Origin of the sequence: Arthrobacter sp. CJ23, from assembly GCF_024741795.1 — a bacterium.
GTDB lineage: Bacteria > Actinomycetota > Actinomycetes > Actinomycetales > Micrococcaceae > Arthrobacter.
Window position 1 is genome coordinate 3,544,976 of the sequence record NZ_CP102950.1, and the last position, 19,385, is coordinate 3,564,360.

18 protein-coding genes are annotated in these 19,385 nt (G+C 67.6%); 5 read left to right on the plus strand and 13 right to left on the minus strand.

Annotation, left to right across the window (positions count from 1 at the left end; genetic code table 11):
• Positions 1-233: 233 nt before the first annotated feature.
• From NVV90_RS15945 to NVV90_RS15985, 9 genes are all read right to left on the minus strand, one after another.
• On the minus strand, positions 234-1,163 hold the full coding sequence (locus tag NVV90_RS15945; RefSeq protein WP_258438223.1) for an ABC transporter permease: 930 nt from the start codon (positions 1,161-1,163) through the stop codon (positions 234-236).
• Entirely contained in the window at positions 1,153-1,896 is a 744-nt protein-coding gene (locus NVV90_RS15950; protein WP_258438224.1) for an ABC transporter ATP-binding protein, read from the minus strand. The genes NVV90_RS15945 and NVV90_RS15950 overlap by 11 nt, the downstream gene beginning before the upstream one ends.
• A gap of 115 nt (positions 1,897-2,011) precedes the next feature.
• Complete coding sequence (locus NVV90_RS15955) at positions 2,012-3,166, minus strand: ABC transporter substrate-binding protein (RefSeq protein ID WP_258438225.1); 1,155 nt, start codon at positions 3,164-3,166, stop codon at positions 2,012-2,014.
• Positions 3,167-3,352: 186 nt separating this feature from the next.
• The gene (gene mmuM / locus NVV90_RS15960) at positions 3,353-4,306 is read right to left on the minus strand and encodes a homocysteine S-methyltransferase (RefSeq protein ID WP_258441213.1); all 954 of its coding nucleotides are present in this window, start codon (positions 4,304-4,306) and stop codon (positions 3,353-3,355) included.
• Between the two features lie 150 nt (positions 4,307-4,456).
• A complete protein-coding gene (locus NVV90_RS15965; protein WP_258438226.1) occupies positions 4,457-5,869 on the minus strand; it encodes a sulfate adenylyltransferase subunit 1 in 1,413 nt (470 codons plus the stop codon).
• Positions 5,870-6,817 (minus strand): sulfate adenylyltransferase subunit CysD, encoded by a 948-nt coding sequence (gene cysD / locus NVV90_RS15970; protein ID WP_258438227.1) that lies wholly within the window; start codon positions 6,815-6,817, stop codon positions 5,870-5,872. It lies immediately after the preceding gene.
• Entirely contained in the window at positions 6,814-7,566 is a 753-nt protein-coding gene (locus tag NVV90_RS15975) for a phosphoadenylyl-sulfate reductase (protein ID WP_258438228.1), read from the minus strand. Before NVV90_RS15975 ends, cysD begins: the two co-directional genes overlap by 4 nt.
• The gene (locus tag NVV90_RS15980; RefSeq protein ID WP_258438229.1) at positions 7,563-9,308 is read right to left on the minus strand and encodes a nitrite/sulfite reductase; all 1,746 of its coding nucleotides are present in this window, start codon (positions 9,306-9,308) and stop codon (positions 7,563-7,565) included. Before NVV90_RS15980 ends, NVV90_RS15975 begins: the two co-directional genes overlap by 4 nt.
• A 130-nt stretch (positions 9,309-9,438) precedes the next feature.
• The gene (locus NVV90_RS15985) at positions 9,439-10,143 is read right to left on the minus strand and encodes a sirohydrochlorin chelatase (protein ID WP_258438230.1); all 705 of its coding nucleotides are present in this window, start codon (positions 10,141-10,143) and stop codon (positions 9,439-9,441) included.
• Between the two features lie 79 nt (positions 10,144-10,222).
• On the opposite strand from NVV90_RS15985, the gene NVV90_RS15990 reads away from it, so the two are divergent.
• Positions 10,223-10,906 (plus strand): trimeric intracellular cation channel family protein, encoded by a 684-nt coding sequence (locus NVV90_RS15990; protein ID WP_258441214.1) that lies wholly within the window; start codon positions 10,223-10,225, stop codon positions 10,904-10,906.
• 13 nt (positions 10,907-10,919) lie between these two features.
• Positions 10,920-11,342: a hypothetical protein gene (locus NVV90_RS15995; RefSeq protein ID WP_258438231.1), complete on the plus strand. Its 423-nt coding sequence runs from the start codon at positions 10,920-10,922 to the stop codon at positions 11,340-11,342.
• 119 nt (positions 11,343-11,461) lie between these two features.
• Here the strand turns inward: NVV90_RS15995 and NVV90_RS16000 are convergent, their stop codons facing one another.
• The 4 genes from NVV90_RS16000 to NVV90_RS16015 all read right to left on the minus strand — a co-directional run bounded on the left by NVV90_RS16000 (position 11,462) and on the right by NVV90_RS16015 (position 16,014).
• A complete protein-coding gene (locus NVV90_RS16000; RefSeq protein WP_258438232.1) occupies positions 11,462-12,301 on the minus strand; it encodes a type IV toxin-antitoxin system AbiEi family antitoxin domain-containing protein in 840 nt (279 codons plus the stop codon).
• A gap of 458 nt (positions 12,302-12,759) precedes the next feature.
• On the minus strand, positions 12,760-13,863 hold the full coding sequence (locus NVV90_RS16005) for a polyprenyl synthetase family protein (RefSeq protein WP_258438233.1): 1,104 nt from the start codon (positions 13,861-13,863) through the stop codon (positions 12,760-12,762).
• 9 nt (positions 13,864-13,872) lie between these two features.
• The gene (locus NVV90_RS16010; RefSeq protein ID WP_258438234.1) at positions 13,873-15,216 is read right to left on the minus strand and encodes a geranylgeranyl reductase family protein; all 1,344 of its coding nucleotides are present in this window, start codon (positions 15,214-15,216) and stop codon (positions 13,873-13,875) included.
• A 24-nt stretch (positions 15,217-15,240) separates the two neighbouring features.
• The gene (locus tag NVV90_RS16015) at positions 15,241-16,014 is read right to left on the minus strand and encodes a demethylmenaquinone methyltransferase (protein WP_258441215.1); all 774 of its coding nucleotides are present in this window, start codon (positions 16,012-16,014) and stop codon (positions 15,241-15,243) included.
• Between the two features lie 122 nt (positions 16,015-16,136).
• Here NVV90_RS16015 and NVV90_RS16020 point away from each other — a divergent pair, with 122 nt between their 5' ends.
• The 3 genes from NVV90_RS16020 (at position 16,137) to NVV90_RS16030 (ending at position 19,382) form a co-directional block, all read left to right on the plus strand.
• Positions 16,137-17,531, plus strand: coding sequence for an isochorismate synthase MenF (locus tag NVV90_RS16020; protein WP_258438235.1), 1,395 nt, complete (start codon positions 16,137-16,139; stop codon positions 17,529-17,531).
• Positions 17,532-17,688: 157 nt separating this feature from the next.
• A complete protein-coding gene (locus tag NVV90_RS16025; RefSeq protein ID WP_258438236.1) occupies positions 17,689-18,489 on the plus strand; it encodes an ABC transporter substrate-binding protein in 801 nt (266 codons plus the stop codon).
• 101 nt (positions 18,490-18,590) lie between these two features.
• Positions 18,591-19,382 (plus strand): amino acid ABC transporter permease, encoded by a 792-nt coding sequence (locus NVV90_RS16030; RefSeq protein ID WP_258438237.1) that lies wholly within the window; start codon positions 18,591-18,593, stop codon positions 19,380-19,382.
• Positions 19,383-19,385 lie beyond the last annotated feature (3 nt).

Here is a 19,385-nt window from a genome sequence, read left to right on the forward strand (position 1 = left end):
CAGCGGCGTGTCCGTGTCAAAGTGCCCCGGTTCGGCCCGGTGCCCCGGTTTGGTGCGAAGAGGAAACGCCAGGGCCCGACGGCGGAAGGTCGCCGTCGGGCCCTGGCCTCAAGTTGGGTGTTGGGGCCACGCCGGCAGGGTTACCTGGCCGAGGGGCCCACATCGGCGAGGGACCCGAATCGAGCGCAGCGAGATTTGGGTCCCGATGGGGACGAAGCGAGGAAAGGGGGCGGTTAGCGGGTGCTGCCGGCCAGCAGGCCGCGGCGCTGCAGGAGCCGCTTCTCGATGGGCCCGAAGATGAGCAGCTCCACGAGGATGCCCACGGCCAGGATCAGCAGGATCGAGGACATGACCACGGACATGTCCGCGAGGACGCGGCCCTCATCAAGAAGCGAGCCGAGGCCGAATCCGATGGTGCCGCCTCTCGCGATGATCTCGGCGGCCATGAGCGAACGCCAGGAGAAGGCCCAGCCCTGCTTGAGGCCACCGAGGTAGCCGGGCAGCGCTGCGGGCAGGACGATCTGCAGGGCCATCTGCAGGCGGTTGGCGCCGAGCACCTTGCCCACGCTGCGGTACTGCGGCGGGATCTGGTCCACGCCCGAAATGAGGCCGTTGATGATGGACGGGATGGCGCCCATGAACACCACGAAGTACACGGTGGCGTCCGTCAGGCCGAACCAGATGATGGCGGCGGGAACCCAGGCCACGGACGGCAGGACCTGCAGCCCGGAAATCAGCGGCCCGAACGCACGGCGCAGGGGCGCCACCTGGGCCAGCAGCAGTCCCACGGGGGTGGCGATCACCACGCTGATGAGGAAGCCGACAAGTCCGCGCTGCAGCGAGGTCCACACGGATTCCTGGACCTTGCCTTCGCCCCACAGCGTGGCCATCTGCGCAAACACATCTAGGGGGCCCGGAACCTGGTCGCGGCGCTTGAAGCCAAGGGAGACGTAGAACTGCCAGACGACAACCAACACCACCAGGGCGGCAACGGGCAGCAGCACCCGTTTCCAGTCGATGCCGGCCTTGCGCTGGATGTCCGACTGGAGGTTGTCCAGGCCGGCCTCGAGGTCGCGGAGTTCCTCGGGGTTGCCTTTGAGAGCGGGCGAAGTGATGTGCTCGCTGGGTTCGGTCACGGGGCGGACGTCCTGTTCAGTTGGCATGGCGGCGGATCTCCTGGCGCAGGCGGCGTGTGATGGTCGCGGTGAGTTCCCCGGCGCGGCCGGCATCGGTGCGGTGTTCCTCGGTGACGTCCCATTCGGCCACCACGCGGCCGGGGCGGGAGGACAGCAGCAGCACGCGCTGGCCGAGGCGCACGGCCTCGCGGACGTTGTGGGTCACGAACACGATGGTCCGGCCGGTTTCCTTCCAGATCCGTTCCAGCTCGTCGTGCAGGAGGTCGCGGGTGATGGCGTCCAGGGCGGCGAAGGGTTCGTCCATGAGGAGCAGCTGCCGGTCCTGTGCCAGGGAGCGGGCCAGGGCCACGCGCTGGCGCATGCCGCCGGAGAGTTCGTGCGGGCGCTTGTCCCCGGCCCCGCCCAGGTGGACGAGCTCCAGCAGTTCCGTGGCGCGGGCGCTGCGCGCGGCCTTGCTGCCGGCCTTGCCAGTGTTCTTCTCCGCGAGCTGCAGCGCGAGTTCGATGTTGCCCCGGGCCGTCAGCCACGGGAACAGGGCCGAGTCCTGGAACATGAACGCGGCGCCGTCGCTGGGCACCTCAAGGGCGCCCGACGTCGGCTGGTCCAGTCCGGCGATGATGTTCAGCAGGGTGGACTTGCCGCAGCCGGAGGCACCGAGGAGCGCGACGAACTCGCCCTTCGCGATGCTGGCGTTGACGTCGTCCAGCACCGGGGCGCCGTCGCCGAAGCGTTTACCCAGGTGTTCCAGTACGACTGGCATGGTCCCGTCCTTCGTGTTGATCGGTAGAGCTGATGTTGCCTGTGCGCTGCCGGGTGTTCCCGGTGGCGGCCAAAGGCCGGCCCGTCCCGGGTGGGACGGACCAGCCTGTTGGTGCTTAGTCCTGGCCGAGCCCGGCCGCGGAGGTCTTCTTGCCGGAGACCTCGTTGAGGGCCCGCAGATCGAAGATCCCGCTGAGGTCGGCCGGCTTGGTGGTTCCTGCATCCACGCCGTCCTGCAGCAGCTTCTTGTACGTTCCGGCCAGCGGATCGATGGTGAAGGTGATGTTCTGCAAGGAACGCTCGATGATGTTGGCCGCGAGCGGCTTGCCTGCGGTGTCCTTGAGGGCCGCGTTGATTTCGCTGGCCTTCTCGGCGGCCGGTGCGGAGTTCAGCCAGTTGACGGATTCCACGTGGCCCTTGAGGAGGGCCTTGACGGTCTCCGGGTGCTCTGCGGCGAACTTCTTGTTGACGATCAGGATGGTTGTGGTGAATTCACCCTTGTCCCAGAGGTCCTTCTCGTCCACCAGGACCTTGGCCCCGGCTTCGAGGACCAGGCGGGAGGCCCAGGGCTCCGGCAGCCACGCGCCGTCGAGCTTTCCGTCTTGGAAGAGCTTCAGCGACTGGGCGTTTTCGGTGGGGTTGATGTTGACGTCGCCGCTGCCGTCGGTGTTGGTCTTGAACCCTTGGTGGCCGAGCCAGGCGCGGAGTGCCACGTCCTGGGTGCCGCCGAGCTGCGGGGAAGCGAGGATCTTGCCCTTGAGGTCCGCCGGGGTGGCGATCTCCGGCTTGACCACCAGCTGGGCTCCGCCTGCTGCGGCGCCGGCGATGATGCTCACCGATTCGCCCTGGCTCTTGACGAAGGAGTTGATGGCCGGGTTGGGGCCGATGTAGGTGGCGTCGATGGCGCCGGCGTTGAGGGCCTCGATGGCGGCGGGGCCGGCGTTGAAGACCTGGGTGCTCAGCTTGGTGTCGCCGAGGTTCTTGGCGATGATCCCCTTGCTGACGCCCACCAGGGCCGGGGCGTGGGTCACGTTGCCGAAGTAGCCGAGCTTGAGTTCGGCGGCCGCGGACGTTGCCGGTGCGGGCTGGCTTTCGTTGTTGCGGGAGACCGCCGAGGCCACGGCCGCGCCGGCGCCGATCAGGAGAACGAGGCCGACGGCGAGGCCGATCTCGAGCGTGCGGCGGCGCCGGGGCTTGGCCGTTTCACCGGCGACGATGCGCGTGGTGCCGGCCTGGGTTCCGGTGTTGGGGGTCTCTGGGGTGCTTGCCATGATGGGGTCCTTTGCGTTGCGAGTCGTGGGGCTGAAATTCAGGCCCTGTGACATCGCCCCGGCAGGGCAAGGAAGGACCAGTCCGAAGAGGTCATGGACTCACAGTAGGGACTGTCATATTTCCGCTTCAATAGGGCGGAAACCGGGGGTCACGCACGTTCACGCAACGTCATATTTCGCTTTGTGTCAGAGGGCGGCCAGGGCGGCGATGTCGTGGGGCGTGGTGCGGCAGCACCCGCCCACCAGCCTGGCGCCGAGCTCCCGCCACGTACCGGCCAGTCCGGCAAGGCCCGCGGGCTGCCCGTTGCCCGGCCCGTCGGCGTTTCCGCCGCCCGACGGTCCCCAGGTCTTGGTGACAGCGTCATAGTGTTCCCCGGAATTCGGGTAGACCAGCAGCGGGGTGCTCGCGGCCGCGCCCAGGGCAGCAAGCGCGGGGGCCACGAGCTCAAGGGGCACGCAGTTCACCCCGACGGCGGCCACGCGCGGCTCGGCACCGCACAGCGCCGCCACCCCGGCCAAGGGCGTCCCGTCACTGATGTGCCCGCCGTCCCGGAGGGTGAAGGAGAACCAGGATTCGACGTCGAACTCCGCAACGAGGGCCAGCAGGGCCTCCGCTTCGGCAAAGGAGGGCAGGGTCTCGCAGGCGAGGAAGTCGGCGCCGGCGCCGACCAGTGCGGCGATGCGCGGCCGGTGGAAGTCCATGAATTCCGTACGGCTGAGCGTGTAGTCGCCGCGGTACTCCGAGCCGTCGGCCAGGTAGGCGCCGTACGGGCCCACGGATCCGGCGATCAGCAGGGGCTTCCCCTCCGGGTTGGCGGCCGCATGCTCGCGCCGGGCCTCATCTGCCAGGCGGACGCTCAAGGCCACGAGCTCCAGGGCCTCTTCCTCACCGATCCCGCGCCGCGCGAAGCCCTGCGGCGTGGCCTGGTAGCTGGCCGTGATGGCGACTGACGCGCCGGCGTCGAAATAGTCCCGGTGCACCTGCTTGATCAGCTGCGGCTGCTCCAGGAGGACCTTCGCGGACCACAATGGGTCCTCCAGATCGCAGCCGTGGGCTTCGAGCTCCGTGGCGAGGGCACCGTCAATGACGAGGTCCCGGCCCGAGGCCAGCAGCGTGCTGAGCGCGGTGTTCCGGGGCATGGTCCGGGGCGCGGTGTTCTGGGGCATGGTGTTCTCCAAGCTGTACGGGGCGGTTCATCCCACCATGCAAAAAACCGCGGCTTGTTCGCAATTCCGGCCGTTGAAGGCGCGGAATCGCGAACAAGCCGCGGTTCTGTGACGTAGATGGCGTCAGATGACGTAGCGCTCGTCCTCGTGGTCGCCCGGGTGGTCCTTGACCAGGCCGGCGGCCAGCGTGTTGCCGTCGATCGGGTCGATCACCAGGAACGCGCCCGTGCGGCGGTGGTGCAGGTAGTTCTCCAGCGGCAGCGGGGCGGCCAGGCGCAGCTGGGCGTGTCCGATGTCGTTGAGTTCCAGGCTGGACGCCGGCTCCACGTTGAAGGTGGCGAGGTCCAGCTTGCCCGTGACGTTGCGGACCAGGGCCTGCACGGTCCGGGTGCCGTGCTTGACCAGCACCTTGGCGCCTTCGCGCAGCGGCTTGGGCGAGAGCCAGCACAGGGCCGCGTACAGGTCCGCGGTGCTTTCCCGGACGGTCCCGGCGGCGGCGATGGTGTCGCCGCGGGCGATGTCGATTTCCTCGGCCAGGCGAATGGCCACGGACTGCGGGGCTGCGGCTTCCTCAAGCTCGCGGCCCGCGAAGTCGATGCCCGTCACCGTGGTGGTGCGCGGCTCGTGGCCCGGGCTCAGCACGGTGACCTGGTCGCCAAGCCTGACCGAGCCTTCCGTGATCTGGCCGGCGTAGGCGCGGTAGTCGCGGTACGCCTCGACGTCGAGCCCTGCGGCCACGGCGTCAGGCGCCAGTGCGCCCTGCGGGCGGATGACCAGCTGGACCGGGAAGCGGAAGCTTTCCAGCTCGGCTTCGAGCTCGTCGGCAGCCGGAAGGGTTTCGAGGACCTCCAGCAGGGCCGGGCCGGTGTACCAGGGGGTGCGGTCCGAGCGGTCCACCACGTTGTCGCCGTCGAGCGCCGAGACGGGGATCACCAGCAGGTCCGCAACGCCGTCGGAACCCAGGCCGAGCTCGCGGGCGACCTTCTGCACGTCGGCCTCGATGTCGCGGAACACGGACTCGCTGAACTCGACCAGGTCGATCTTGTTCACGGCCACGATCACGTGTGCCACGCGCAGCAGCTGCAGCACGGACAGGTGCCGGCGGGTCTGCTCCAGGACACCCTTGCGGGCGTCGATGAGAACGACGACGGCGTCCGCAGTGGACGCGCCCGTCACCGTGTTCTTGGTGTACTGCACGTGCCCGGGGCAGTCCGCCAGGATGAAGCTGCGGCGGTCCGTGGCGAAGTAGCGGTACGCGACGTCGATGGTGATGCCCTGCTCGCGCTCGGCACGCAGGCCGTCGGTCAGGAGGGCGAGGTCGATCCCGCCCTTCTCCCCGCCAAAGCCGCGGTCGGCGGAGGTGCGGGCAACGGCGTCGAGCTGGTCGGCGAGGATCGCCTTGGAGTCGTGCAGCAGGCGGCCCACCAGCGTGGACTTGCCGTCGTCCACCGAACCGGCGGTGGCGAAGCGGAACAGCGTGGACGGAAGCGGCGCGGAGGCGAGTCCGGCGTCCAGGAATGCGGTTTCGGTGCTCATTTAGAAGTACCCATCCTTCTTGCGGTCTTCCATGGCTGCCTCGGAGATGCGGTCATCTGCACGGGTGGCGCCACGTTCGGTGATGGTGGAGGCGGCAACTTCAATCACAACGTCGCTCACGGTGGCTGCGGCCGATTCAACGGCACCGGTGCAGGACATGTCGCCCACGGTGCGGTAGCGGACCGTCTTGGTGATGACTTCCTCGTGCGGCAGCGGCTGGGAGACCTCGCCCACTGCACGCCACATGCCGTCGCGGGCAAAGACCTCGCGCTCGTGGGCGTAGTACAGGCCCGGCAGCTCGATGTTCTCGCGCTCGATGTAGCGCCAGATGTCCAGCTCGGTCCAGTTGCTGATGGGGAACGCACGGACGTGCTGGCCCACGGTGTGGCGGCCGTTGTACAGGTTCCACAGCTCGGGGCGCTGGTTGCGCGGATCCCACTGGCCGAACTCGTCACGCAGGCTCAGGATGCGCTCCTTGGCGCGTGCCTTGTCCTCGTCGCGGCGGCCGCCGCCGAAGACGGCGTCGAACTTGTTGCGCTGGATCGCGTCCAGCAGCGGGACGGTCTGCAGCGGGTTGCGGGTGCCGTCGGCACGTTCGGCGAGTTCGCCGCGGTCGATGAACTCCTGGACGGAGCCCACCACGAGCTTGAGGCCGAGGCGCTGCACGGTGCGGTCGCGGAAGTCGATGACCTCCGGGAAGTTGTGGCCGGTGTCCACGTGCAGCACGGGGAACGGGACCTTGCCCGGCCAGAAGGCCTTGGTGGCCAGGTGCAGCATGACCACGGAGTCCTTGCCGCCGGAGAACAGCAGCGCGGGCTTCTCGAACTCGGCCACCACCTCGCGGATGATGTGGATGGCCTCGGACTCGAGGGTGTCCAGGCTGGAGAGGCGCGTGGAAACAGCAGCGTCAGTCACCTGGGTGGGCTCCTCAGTTGTGTAAGTGCTCATGTGTGTAGTCCGCATTCTGTCTTGTCGGATCCTGCCCAGCGGCCGGCGCGGGGGTCTTCACCCGGGGCCACCTTGCGGGTGCAGGGCTGGCAACCGATGGACGGGTAGCCCTGGCTCAGGAGTGGGTTGACGGGAAGGATGTTGTCCTCGGAGTACTCGACCAGCTGGTCGAAGGTCCAGTCGACCATCGGGTTCACCTTGACCAGGCCGAAGCCCTCGTCCCAGGTGACCACCGGCGTGTTCGTGCGGGTGGGCGCCTCGTCGCGTCGGACACCGGTGAACCACACCTCATAGCCGCCAAGGGAGCGGCGCAGGGGCTGGACCTTCCGGAGGGCGCAGCACTGGGCTGGGTCGCGGGCGAACAAGTCCTTGCCCAGCAGGCGGTCCTGCTGTTCCACGGTGTTCTCGGGAAGGACGTCCACTACGTTGACGCGCAGGTTCGCCGCAACTTCGTCGCGGGTCTCGTACGTTTCCTTGAAGTGGTAGCCGGTCTCCAGGAACAAGACGTCGACGCCGGGAAGCTGGTCCGCGACCAAAGCTGGCAGGACGGCGTCGGCCATGGAGCAGGCCACCGTCACCGCGGGCAGCTCAAAGTTGCGAGCCACCCAGGCGATGACGTCCCGGGCGGGAGCGTTCCAGCCGAGCTCCGCGGCGCCGGCTTCGGCCAGTGCCTTGAGCTCTTCGTGTGACCGAAGGGCGGGCCGTGCTGCCGCACTTGCGGGATCAGCGAGTGTCTGGGGATCGGTCATTGCAGGTCCCCTTCGTCTGCGGAGAGTGCCCACTCGGCGAAGGTCTGGCCCTCGGCGCCAACGGCGACGAACTTGCGGACCACACGCTCCACGTAGTCGGGCAGGTCTTCCACCGTGACCTTGAGGCCGCGGACGGTGCGTCCCAGGCCGGCTTCCTCGCGCTCGACGTTGGCCAGCCCGCCGCCCAGGTGGACCTGGAAACCGGGGGTGGGATCGCCGTCGGGCGTTGGCAGCATCATGCCCTTGAGGCCGATGTCCGCGGTCTGGATGCGGGCGCAGGAGTTGGGGCAGCCGTTGATGTGCAGGGACAGTGCCTGCGGCAGCTGCTTGGTTTCGACGAGGTCGGCCAGGCGCGTCTCCAGCTCGGCGATGGCCGTGGCGGCGGTGACCTTGGTTTCCACGATAGCCAGCTTGCAGAACTCGATGCCCGTGCACGCGATGGTTCCGCGGCGGAACAACGAGGGGCGGGCGGACAGACCCAGGGTGTCCAGCTTGGCCACCAGGGGCTCCACCTGCTCCTTGGCCACGTCCAGGATGACGAGCTTCTGGTGCGGGGTGGTGCGCAGGCGGTAGGAGCCGTGGGCCTCGAGGGTATCGGCCAGCTGGACCAAGGCTTCACCGGACGTGCGGCCCACCGTGGGGGTCACGCCGATGAAGAACTTGCCGTCCTTCTGCTCGTGGATGCCGATGTGGTCGCCGGGAGCCGTGGGCTTCGGCGCGGCCGGGCCGTCCGGGAGCTTGAAGCCGAGGTACTCGTCTTCAAGGATCTGGCGGAACTTGGCGGGGCCCCAGTCGTTCATGAGGAACTTCAGGCGTGCCTTGGTGCGCATGCGGCGGTAGCCGTAGTCACGGAAGATGCTCGTGACGCCGAGCCACACTTCGGCCGCGACCTCGGCGGAGACGAACACGCCCAGGCGTTCGGCCAGGCGCGGGTTGGTGGACAGGCCGCCGCCCACCCAGAGGTCGTAGCCGGCACCGAGTTCGGGGTGGACCACGCCCACCAGGGCGAAGTCGTTGATCTCGTGGACCACGTCCTGGGACGGGTGGCCGGTGATGGCGGTCTTGTACTTGCGCGGCAGGTTGGCCAGCTCCGGGTCACCGATGAACCGCTCGGCCAGCTCGTGGATGAGCGGCGTGGGGTCGATGATCTCGTCCTTGGCGATGCCGGCCACCGGGGAGCCGAGGATGACGCGGGGAACGTCGCCGCAGGCCTCGGTGGTGGAGAGGTTGACGGCTTCGAGGCGGCGCCAGATTTCGGGCACGTCCTCCACGCGGATCCAGTGCAGCTGGATGTTCTGGCGGTCCGTGAGGTCGGCGCTGCCGCGGGCGAAGTCCACGGAGATCTGGCCGATGACGCGCAGCTGCTCGGTGGTGAGCGCGCCGCCGTCGATGCGGACGCGCAGCATGAAGTACTTGTCCTCGAGCTCGTGCGGCTCAAGCGTGGCGGTCTTGCCGCCGTCGATCCCGGGCTTGCGCTGGGTGTAGAGGCCCCACCAGCGGAAGCGGCCGTGCAGGTCGGTGCCGTCGATCGAGTCGAAGCCGTGCTTTGAGTAGACAGACTCGATGCGCTCGCGGACGTTCAGCCCGTTGTCTTCCTGCTTCCAGGTTTCGTTGCCGTTGAGCGGCGCGGTGCCGTCGACCTTCCACTGGCCGTGGGGTTTCGCGGCAGGGCGTGCGGATCGTGCCGGGCGCGCGGGGACTGCGGCGTCCGTGGACGGTCCGGCTACAGCTGTATCTGTCATACAAAGACTGTAGGACCGGCCAGATTTCCCCCACAAAGGGGCGGAAACGCTGAGTCACCTAGGGAAACATTTCGTCACGAACACGCCGTGGCCCTTGTCCGGAGTGCCCCGCTGTGCATTCCCGGAAGGATCAGTCGGCCCCGCCCAGCACGGCGTCGTAGCGCTCCAGCGCGATCTCCGCGAGCACCATGGAAGGCAGCAGCGGGGCCGTCACAATGTCTGCGCCGGCCTTGAACAGCTGGTCGTGGAAATAGCCGGTGGCGAGCAGGTACGAGGACACCAGCACGCGCCCGGTCCCCCCGTCCTCGGCGAGTTCGGCACGCAGGGCCGCTACGCCGTCGGGCACGTTGGGTTCGGCACTGGCCCCATAGGCGACGCGCACCTTGTTGGGGAGCAGCTCCGCGAGCTGGCGGGCCTGTTCCTCGGAGTCGACGGAGCCGTCCGGCAGGGACGAGCCGGCGGCGGCGAGCAGCACGCCGTCGTTCTCTTCCAGCCCGGCGGCGCGCAGCTGCGCGGCCAGCAGTTCCGCGAGGCGCGGGTCCGGGCCGAGGGGCGGCGCCGCGGTCACCTCGGGGCGGGACTTGATGGCCTTGGGGACGTCCACCTTGACGTGGAAGCCGGTGCTCAGCAGGAGCGGAACCACCACGGCGGGCGTGCCTTCCGGGAGTCCGGCCACCACGGCCGAGAGCTCGGGCTCCTGCACGTCCACATAGGCCTCCAGGACCTGCAGGCCGGGGCGCAGGGACTGGATGTCGGCGAGGACCTGGCGGATGGCGGCCTGGCCTTCGGCGTTCCGGGTTCCGTGGGCACAGGCGATCAAGACGGGGCTGTTCATGGGAGCTAGCGTAACGTTGAGCCCACATCGATGGAGAGCCGCCGGCAGAAAGTAACGGGTCCACTTGTTTTCGTTTGACTTGTTCCCTTTTGACGCTGTGCTCGTCTGGCTGGACCTCGCCGGGGTGTTCTTCTTCGCTGTCTCCGGGTCCCTGCTCGCTGCTCGGAAGCAGTTCGACTTCATCGGCTCCATCCTGCTGGCCTGCATGGTCTCGCTGGGCGGCGGCGTGATCCGCGACATCATCATCGGTGCCGGCCCGCCCGTGGCCTTCACCAACCCGGTCTATCTGATCCCTCCCCTGCTGGCCGCCGTGCTGGTCTACTTCCTCTTTTCCAACGTGCAGCGCTACACCTCGTTGCTGACCCTGTTCGACGCCGGCGGGCTGGCCCTGTTCTGCATCACGGGCACGCTCAAGGCCCTCACTGCGGGCATGAACCCGGTCGCCGCCATCCTGCTGGGGGTCACCACGGCGGTGGGCGGCGGCCTGCTGCGGGACATCACGGCCAACGAAGTTCCGGGGCTGTTCGACGCCCGCGACATCTACGCGCTCCCGGCCTTGACCGGGGCCGGGCTGACCGCCCTTCTGTGGCAACTGGGCATCTTCAGCGGCCTGGCCGCGGGACTCGTGGCCGCGGTGGTTTTCGCCTTCCGGGTGACCGCGTGGCGCCGGGGCTGGCGCGTGCCCCTGGCGGTGCGCGGCTGGCACCGTGCCGGGGGCGTTTCGGGTGCAGCTGCGGGCGGGGAATCGCGCGGCCGCGATTAGCTAGGATGGAACCATGACTGACATGTTCCTCGAGAAGTTCCGCGCGCTGGTCCCGAAATATCTTGAGGATGAATGGCAGCAGGAAGACGGCCTCACCCCGGAGGAGCTCGACTCCGCCCTGGCCGAGCACAAGTTCACCGTCCCGCTGGTCCTGCGGGAGTTCTACCTGGCCATCGGCGGCTGCGAAGACCTCATGGAGGCCTACCACTACTTCTGGGACCCCGAGGAGCTTGAGGTGGACGACGACGGCTTCCTGATGTTCCTCGAGGACGAGGAAGAGCAGTTCACCTGGGGCTTCCGCACCGCCGACCTCGGCGTCCCGGACCCCATCGTGTACCGCCGCAACAATGCCCGCGGCCAGTGGAAGAGCGAAGAAGGCACCTTCTCCGAGTTCGTCTTCGACATGTTCGAGTGGGCCTTCAACGACGAGGACTAGCTCCTTTCGCTGGGCGCGCCCGTCGTTTGCGCCATCCTGGGGCACTTTGACACGGACACGCCGTTGATTCTGGCGTTCAGCGGCCGCTGAGGCGGCAATGTAGCCCACGACGGCGGCTGTCACCTTGCATCGAAGGCTCCACTTCGCCGTAACTCCAGAACCCCCAAGACTTCGGCCGCCATGCGCTCCGGGTGGTGCACGACGTCGTCATAGTAGTAGCGCAAGGGGAGCCGCCCTCCCTTGAGCGTGGCATTGTTCCGGCGCTGGTCCTTCTTGGCCTGCCGGGGCTCAAGGTGGGTGCCACCGTCCAGCTCCACCGCCAGGCAGTCCTCCACCACACAGTCCACCTCCCCCACGCCATTCAGCTCCACGTGCATGCACACCTTGAGCCCGGCCCGCACGAAGTGCGTGTGCGCCAGGACTTCCAGGAGGGAGTCGGTCCGCGGAATGACCAGATCGAGGATTCCTCTGGCCGCCCCGTTGCGGTTGCCCTGCAGCTTGCCGGCCAGAAATCCCTGGCTGATGTTGCCTTGGCTGATGGCGGCCTGCACCATCACCAGGGCCTCAAGCTCCGGCAGGCAATGCAGCGCATGAATCAAGACGTCCGCAAGCCCTGCCACAGGCAACCAAGGATGACGGGGATGGCGGCAAGGACCATGCCTGGTGGAATCTTCCGGGACGGGCTTGTGGCCGGCGCTAAGGTGCAGCCCGGCCGCGGGGTTCAAGGTCCATAGCCCGTAGTGGGGCGCCCCCGAGACGCACGTCAGCAGCGCATTGCAGCTTTGGGCGTGCCTGATGTCCCTCGCTCCCCCCGGCACGGCGTAGATGCCGCGGCGCAGCCTAAGGACCTTGCCCGCGCTCAAGGCCGATTCGATGTCCGCCTTGGTGATCCCGGCGGCCAGTAGGGTGCTGCGTCTGGCCACACCGCCGCGTCTGGCAAGGAATGAGGAGATGTCCATGTCCTCATCAACCCAGTTGAAGGCCGGCTCGCAACAGGCACCATGTGGCATATGTGGACAAGCCGCCGTCCAAACCGGGGCACTTTGACACGAACACGCCGCCGAATCAGGTCCAAGAGGGCACGTGGGCCGCCAAAGTGCCCCAAGACGGCACGGGGACAGCACACAGCCAGCTGGAAAACCGGTTGACTTGGCCTGTTGCGCTTGTGACAAATTTGTCATATGCTATTCACGGATCTACTAAATGCCTCCGGTAGGTCCGATGCGAACGGAGACTGTGGTCCCGGTTCCTTGCAGCGTATGACTCGTAACGCCGCAAAGAACCGGGGCCATTCCCGTCTTAAGCGCCCATTCCGCCTTAAACGCCAACCCCGCCCAACTGACTGGCATTAGTGGTTGTTTTGAGCGTCCAAAACAACCACAACTGCGAGCCAGTTGGGCGGGGAACGGAAGAAAACTTAGCTGGCGCGCTCCACCACGGCGTGCGCGAAGTTGGTCAGGGAGGTCTTGACCACGCCTTCGGGCAGCGGCTTCAGCGCGGCAATGGCCTCGGCGGACCACTGGCGGGCAATCATCCAGGACTCGGCGGTGGCGGGGTGCTCGCGCAGCCCGGCCACGGCGGCGGCCAGTGCTTCATCGGAGGACAGGTCTCCGTCCACCAGCTCCAGCAGTTCGACGGCGGACTGGTCGCCTGCTGCCGCATCGCGGCGGAGCAGCAGCACCGGCAGGGTGGGCACGCCTTCGCGCAGATCGGTGCCCGGGGACTTCCCGGACTTCACCTTGACGCCCGTGACATCGATGACGTCGTCGGCAAGCTGGAAGGCCACGCCCACCTTCTCGCCGTACTCCACCAACACGTCCTCGAAGGCTTCGTCGGCGCCGGCGAAGATCGCACCGAGCTGCCCGGAGGCGGCCACCAGGGAGCCGGTCTTGTCAGCGATGACGGACAGGTAGTGCTCCACGGCGTCCTCGTCCTCGCGCGGGCCCACGGTCTCGTGCAGCTGGCCCAGGCACAGCCGCTCGAAGGTGCGGGCCTGGATGCCCAGGGCGCGCGAGCCGAGCTCGGACACCAGGATCGAGGCGCGGGCAAAGATGAGGTCGCCGGTGAGGATGGCCACCGAGTTGCCCCAGACCTCGTGCGCCGTGGGGGCTCCGCGGCGGAAGGGCGCTGAGTCCATGACGTCGTCGTGGTACAGCGTGGCGAGGTGCGTCAGTTCCACCACGACGGCGGCCTGGACCACCTCGGGGCGGGAGGCGTCACCGAGGTGCGCGCAGAGCAGCGTCAGCAGCGGACGGATGCGCTTGCCGCCGGCTTCCACAAGGTGACGCGACGTTGCGTCAGCCAGCGGGTCCGAGTTGGAGATCGCTTCGCGGAGCTGCTTCTCCACCCGGGCAAGGTTGGTGGTGATGGCGGGGCCAAGTTCGGCGTCGCCGGCGATGGCGGCAAAACCGGCGGGCAGCTGGAGGCCCGTGGCGATCGCGGTGGTGTTGGGGGCAGGCTCAGCAGAGTCCGGCAGGCCGTGCCCGGCATGCGTCCAGCTGTGTTCGGCAGAGTGTGTCACGGGTTAACCCTAACTTTTCGCAGCGGAAACCGCTGATTCGGTGCCGGCGCGCGTGGAAGCGGCAGGAGACGTGGTGTTGGAGGTGGCCGGAACCAGCATCTCCAGGACGCGGATCACGCGGTCCTCGAAGCCCTTTGCGGAAGGGTCCGTAAGGTTGGCGAGCATCCGCACCACGAAACGCATCAGCATCGGAACCGGCATGCCCGTCCGCAGTGCGAGCTTCATGACGGCGGGCTTGCCGATCAGCGCGGCAAACATCCGGCCGAGCGTGAAGTGCGAGCCCCACTGCTCCCGCACGTAGTCGGCGTACCGCGAAAGGTGGGCATCGGCGTCGTCGGAGCCCCACCCGGCGGAACGCGAACGCGCTGCACCATCAACAAGGAACTCGGCCGCGAACCGGGCGGACTCCATGGCGTAGGAGATGCCCTCGCCGTTGAAGGGGGACACCATGCCGCCGGCGTCGCCCAGCAGGAGCAGGCCGGGCGAGTAGTGCGGGGTGCGGTTGAAGCCCATGGGCAGCGCGGCGCCGCGGATCTCGCCCACCTGGTTTTCCGGGGTGAAGCCCCAGTCGGCGGGCATGCCGGCGGTCCATTCCCGCAGGACCTGCTTGTAGTCGAGCTTGCCGAATTCCTTGGAGGAGTTCAGGATGCCCAGGCCCACGTTGGAGGTGCCGTCGCCCACGCCGAACACCCAGCCGTAGCCGGGCAGTGGCTTGCCGGACTTGCCGGGGAGCTCCAGCCAGCCTTCCATCCAGTCGTCCTCGTGGCGCGGCGAGGTGAAGTAGGTGCGCACGGCCACGCCGAGCGGGCGGTCGTCGCGTTTGTGCATGCCGAGCGAGACGGCGGTGCGGGTGGAGTTGCCGTCCGCTGCGAGCACGACGTCGGCATGGAAGTCGCGTGTTTCGCCCGTCTTGCGTCCGGACTCGTCAAGGATGGACGCGCGGGCGCCGATCACCCGCCCGTCCTCCGCCTGCAAAGCAGAAGTGACGGAGTGGCGTTCGAGCACGACGGCGCCGGCGGCCTGGGCGTGCCGGGCCAGTTCCTCGTCGAAGCCCAGGCGGGTGCGGATGAGCCCGTACGTGGGGAAGTCCGCAACCTCGGGCCAGGGCAGTTCGATGGTGCGGCCGCCGGCAATCAGGCGCAGGCCCTTGTTCCGGCGCCAGCCCTCCGACTCTGCGTGCGGCAGACCGAGCTTCTGGATTTCGCGGACAGCGCGGGGGGTGAGGCCATCGCCGCAGACCTTCTCGCGGGGGAAACTGGTCTTCTCCAGCACGGTCACGGCAATGCCGGCCTGGGCAAGGTAATACGCGGCGGTGGACCCGGCGGGGCCCGCGCCGACGATCAGTACGTTCACGTCGTCCTAGTCAGCTCAGCCGGCTCAGCGCGACTGGTCGTTGGCCTGGCGGGGCTTGACCTGGCGGCGCAGCTTGGCCACCGGAACGCTGTCCGAGTGCTCCACCGGGGGTTTCTGGGCGCGGTGCACGGCCACGATGCCGCCGCTGAGGTTCCGGTAGCTGACCTCGGTCCAGCCGGCTTCCTGCAGCCAGGCGGCCAGGTGGTCCTGGTCCGGCCAGGCCCGGATGGATTCGGCGAGGTACACGTAAGCGTCCGGGTTGGAGGAGACCTTGGTGGCGATGGCAGGCAGGGCCCGCATCAGGTATTCCGTGTACATGGTGCGCCACAGCGGCACCACGGGGGCCGAGAATTCGGCGATGACCAGGCGGCCGCCGGGCTTGGTGACGCGCAGCATCTCCGCCAGCGCCTTGTGGGGCTCGTTGACGTTGCGCAGCCCGAAGGAGATGGTGGTGGCATCGAAGGAGTCATCCGCGAACGGCAGGTTGGTGGCGTCGCCGGCGATGAAGTTGATGTCCGGGCGGCGGCGCTTGCCTACCTTGAGCATGCCCAGGGAGAAGTCGCAGGCCACCACATCCACGCCGGCGTCGGCGTACGGTTCGCTCGAGCTGCCGGTGCCGGCGGCCAGGTCCAGGACCCGCTGGCCGCGCTTCACGTCCATGGCCTCGACCACGATCCGGCGCCAGCGCCGCGTCTGCCCCATCGACAGGACGTCATTGACGACGTCGTATTTGGGGGCGACATCGTCAAACATCGTCGCAACTTCGTCCGGACGCTTTTCCAAGGATGCTCGGTTCACCATCCAATTGTCTCAGACAAACTTGGGAAGAACTTTCGACGAAGCGCCGGGCCAGGAGGCTGCGGCTCCGCCGATCCGCCCAACACGGCTCCACACCCGCGCGGGAGTACTGTTGTTCCATCATGACGAGCACGCTCCGCACCAGCACTTTGAAGACCTTGACAGTCCCCCTCGATGTTGACTCAGCTTCCGGGGGGCTGCCGTCGTTTCTGGTCCGGGACGACGTCCTGTGCTGGTCCCGCCGCGAGAACGGCCTGGTGGGCTTCGGCGAGCTGGCGCGTTTCACCGCCACGGGCCCGGACCGCTTCCTCGAAGCCGACATCTGGTGGCGCCACCTGATCCTCGAGGCCGAGATCACCGATGCCCTCGAAATCCCCGGCACAGGCCCCGTGGCCTTCGGCTCCTTCGCCTTCTCCAAGACCTCCGCGCATGTTTCCCGGATGATCCTTCCCGAAATCGTGGTGGGCATCCGTGACGGCCGGGCCTGGCTCACCCAGTTAACGCTCGACGACGCCGAACTCACCGAGGAGGGCGCCCTCGCCGCCTTCCGGCGCTGGGTTCCCTCGGGCAACCCGGCCCCGGCGGACCCGGCCCCCGGCTCCCTGGCCGCCGCGGACCCGGCCGCTGACGCGCACGGGGGCACCGCCGTCGGGCAGTCCCTTTCCGGGCGGCAGGCATCGCTGGCGAGCGGCTCCCTGAGCGAGACTGACTGGATGCAGGCCGTGGCGGACGGCGTGGCGGAAATCCGTACCGGAAAGCTTGAAAAGCTGGTGCTCGCGCGGGACGTTGTGGCCACCATCCCCGACGGCGTCCGGGCGTCCGGCGTGCTCCGCGAACTGGCCGCACGCTACCGCGAATGCTGGACCTACGGCGTGGACGGCCTGGTTGGCGCCACGCCGGAGATGCTCATCCAAGTGGAGGGACGCACGGCGCAGGCGCGCGTGCTGGCCGGCACGCTGGACCGGCGCGACGCCGAGGGCGTGGACGGTTCCCCCATGGCGTATGCCGAACGGGTCCTGGCCGGCTCCGAGAAGCAGCGGCACGAGCACGAGATCGCCATCCAGTCGCTGACCACGCAGCTGGCGCCCTTCTCCGAGGCAATGAACGCGCACAGCGAGCCCTTCATCCTGGAGCTCCCGAACGTGTGGCACCTGGCCTCGGACGTGAAGGCGGAGCTGGCGGACATCGAGGGCCATGTGCCCACCTGCCTGGCCCTGATCAATGCCCTCCATCCCACGGCAGCGGTGTGCGGCACGCCCACCCTGGTGGCGGGCGCGCTGATCCGCCGCCTCGAACACATGGACCGCGGACCCTACGCCGGGCCCGTCGGCTGGCTGGACGGCGCGGGCAACGGCGAGTGGGGCATCGCCCTGCGCGGCGCCGTGATCGAGGACTCCCATACGGTCCGGCTGTATGCCGGCTGCGGCGTGGTGGAGGGCTCATTGCCGGAGGCGGAGCTCGCCGAGACCTGGGCCAAATTCCGCCCCATGCTCGAATCGCTGGGCATCCGCAGTTGAATCCGGGATCCCAGACGGGGTCCCGCCGGAGGCCCTTGATTTTTGGGCAATCCGGTTATCCAATAGTGAAACTAAGTTTCCTGTGATGCACATCTCTTGTTCGGCGCTACACTAAAACCGATTCGGTTCCGCATCCCCTGCAACAAAAGGTAAAGACATGCAGATCTCCCGTTCCTTCCTCGGCAACCCCAAGGCCAAAGCAGCAGCCCTCCTCGCCGCAGGAGCCCTTGTTCTCACGGCCTGCGGCGGCAGCCCCACCCCGGCTGCCACGACGGGAGGCGTGTCCCTCATCAACGCTGGCAAGCTCACCGTCTGCTCGGACATTCCCTACGAGCCCTTCGAATTCCAGAAGGACGGCAAGAACGTCGGCTTCGACATGGACATCGCCGCCGAACTCGCCAAGGACTTCAAGGCCGAACTGAACGTGGTGGACAGCTCCTTCGAGGCCATCGAGACCGGCACCGCGCTCACCCAGTGCGACGTTTCCATCTCCTCGATCTCCATCACCGACGTCCGCAAGAACGTCATGGATTTCTCCACCCCCTACATGGACGATGACCTCACCCTCGTGGCAACGTCCGCGTCCGGGATCACGAACATCGACAGCGCCAAGGGCAAGAAGGTGGGCGTCCAGCAGGCCACCACCGGCGCCCAGTACGCCAAGGACAAGGGAATCGACGCCCAGCAGTTCGAGGACTCCGGACTCCTGATCCAGGCCCTCAAAGCCGGCACCATCGACGCCGCCCTGGGCAACCAGTCCGTCCTGGCCTACGCCATCAAGGACGAGACCACCATGAAGCGCGTTGAGAACTACGCAACGGGCGAGAAGCTGGGCATCTCAATCAAGAAGGGCAACTCGGCCATGGCAACCCAGGTCAACGCGACCCTGAAGCGCCTCACGGACGACGGCACCCTGAAGAAGTTCGAGGCCACCTGGTTCGGCGAGGCAGCCAAGTAACCCAGCGCTTCGGCCTGATACCAACACAGCGGAGGCCCCGTGCGGATCTGCATAGCAGTCCAAGCGGGGCCTCTACTGCGCAACATGAATGTGAGAACCCCATGGCAATGACCGCACGTCAACGCGCCAGAGTGAGCCTGTACGTCCAAGCCGGAATCTTCGTGGTGGCCGTGGCCGCACTGATCCTCGCCGCGGACTGGAAGACCATCGGCAACAGCGTCTTCAACTTCGGCAAGATCGGGCCGATGTTCCCGGGCATCTTCGTCACCGGCCTGAAGAACACCCTCATCTACACCGCCCTGGCGTTTGTGGTGGGCCTGTCCGGCGGTCTGCTGCTGGCCCTCATGAAACTGTCCTCGTTCCCGCTGTACCGCTGGATCGCCACGGCCTACATCGAGTTCTTCCGGGGCATCCCGGCGCTGCTGGTGTTCATCGCCTTCGGCTACGGCGTGCCGCTGGCCTTCGGCGTCTCCTGGGACGTCAACATCGTGGTCATGGTGTCTCTGGGCATGGTGGCCTCGGCCTACATCGCCGAGACCCTCCGCGCCGGCCTGCAGGCCGTCCCCAAGGGCCAGATGGAAGCCGCCCGCTCCCTGGGCATGCCGCAGTGGCGGGCCATGGTCACCATCGTGATCCCCCAGGCGTTCAAGATCGTGCTGCCTCCGCTGACCAACGAGATCATCCTGCTTACCAAGGACTCGTCCCTGATCTACGTCCTGGGCCTCACCACCTCCCAGTACGAGCTCACCAAGTTCGGCCGCGACGGTATCTCCAGCCTCGGAGCCGGGCTGACCCCGCTCCTGGTGGCCGGTGCCTTCTACCTCATCATCACCATCCCGTTGAGCCTCTTGGCCCGGAAGTTCGAAAGCCGCACCGCGCGGACCAAGCGATAGGCA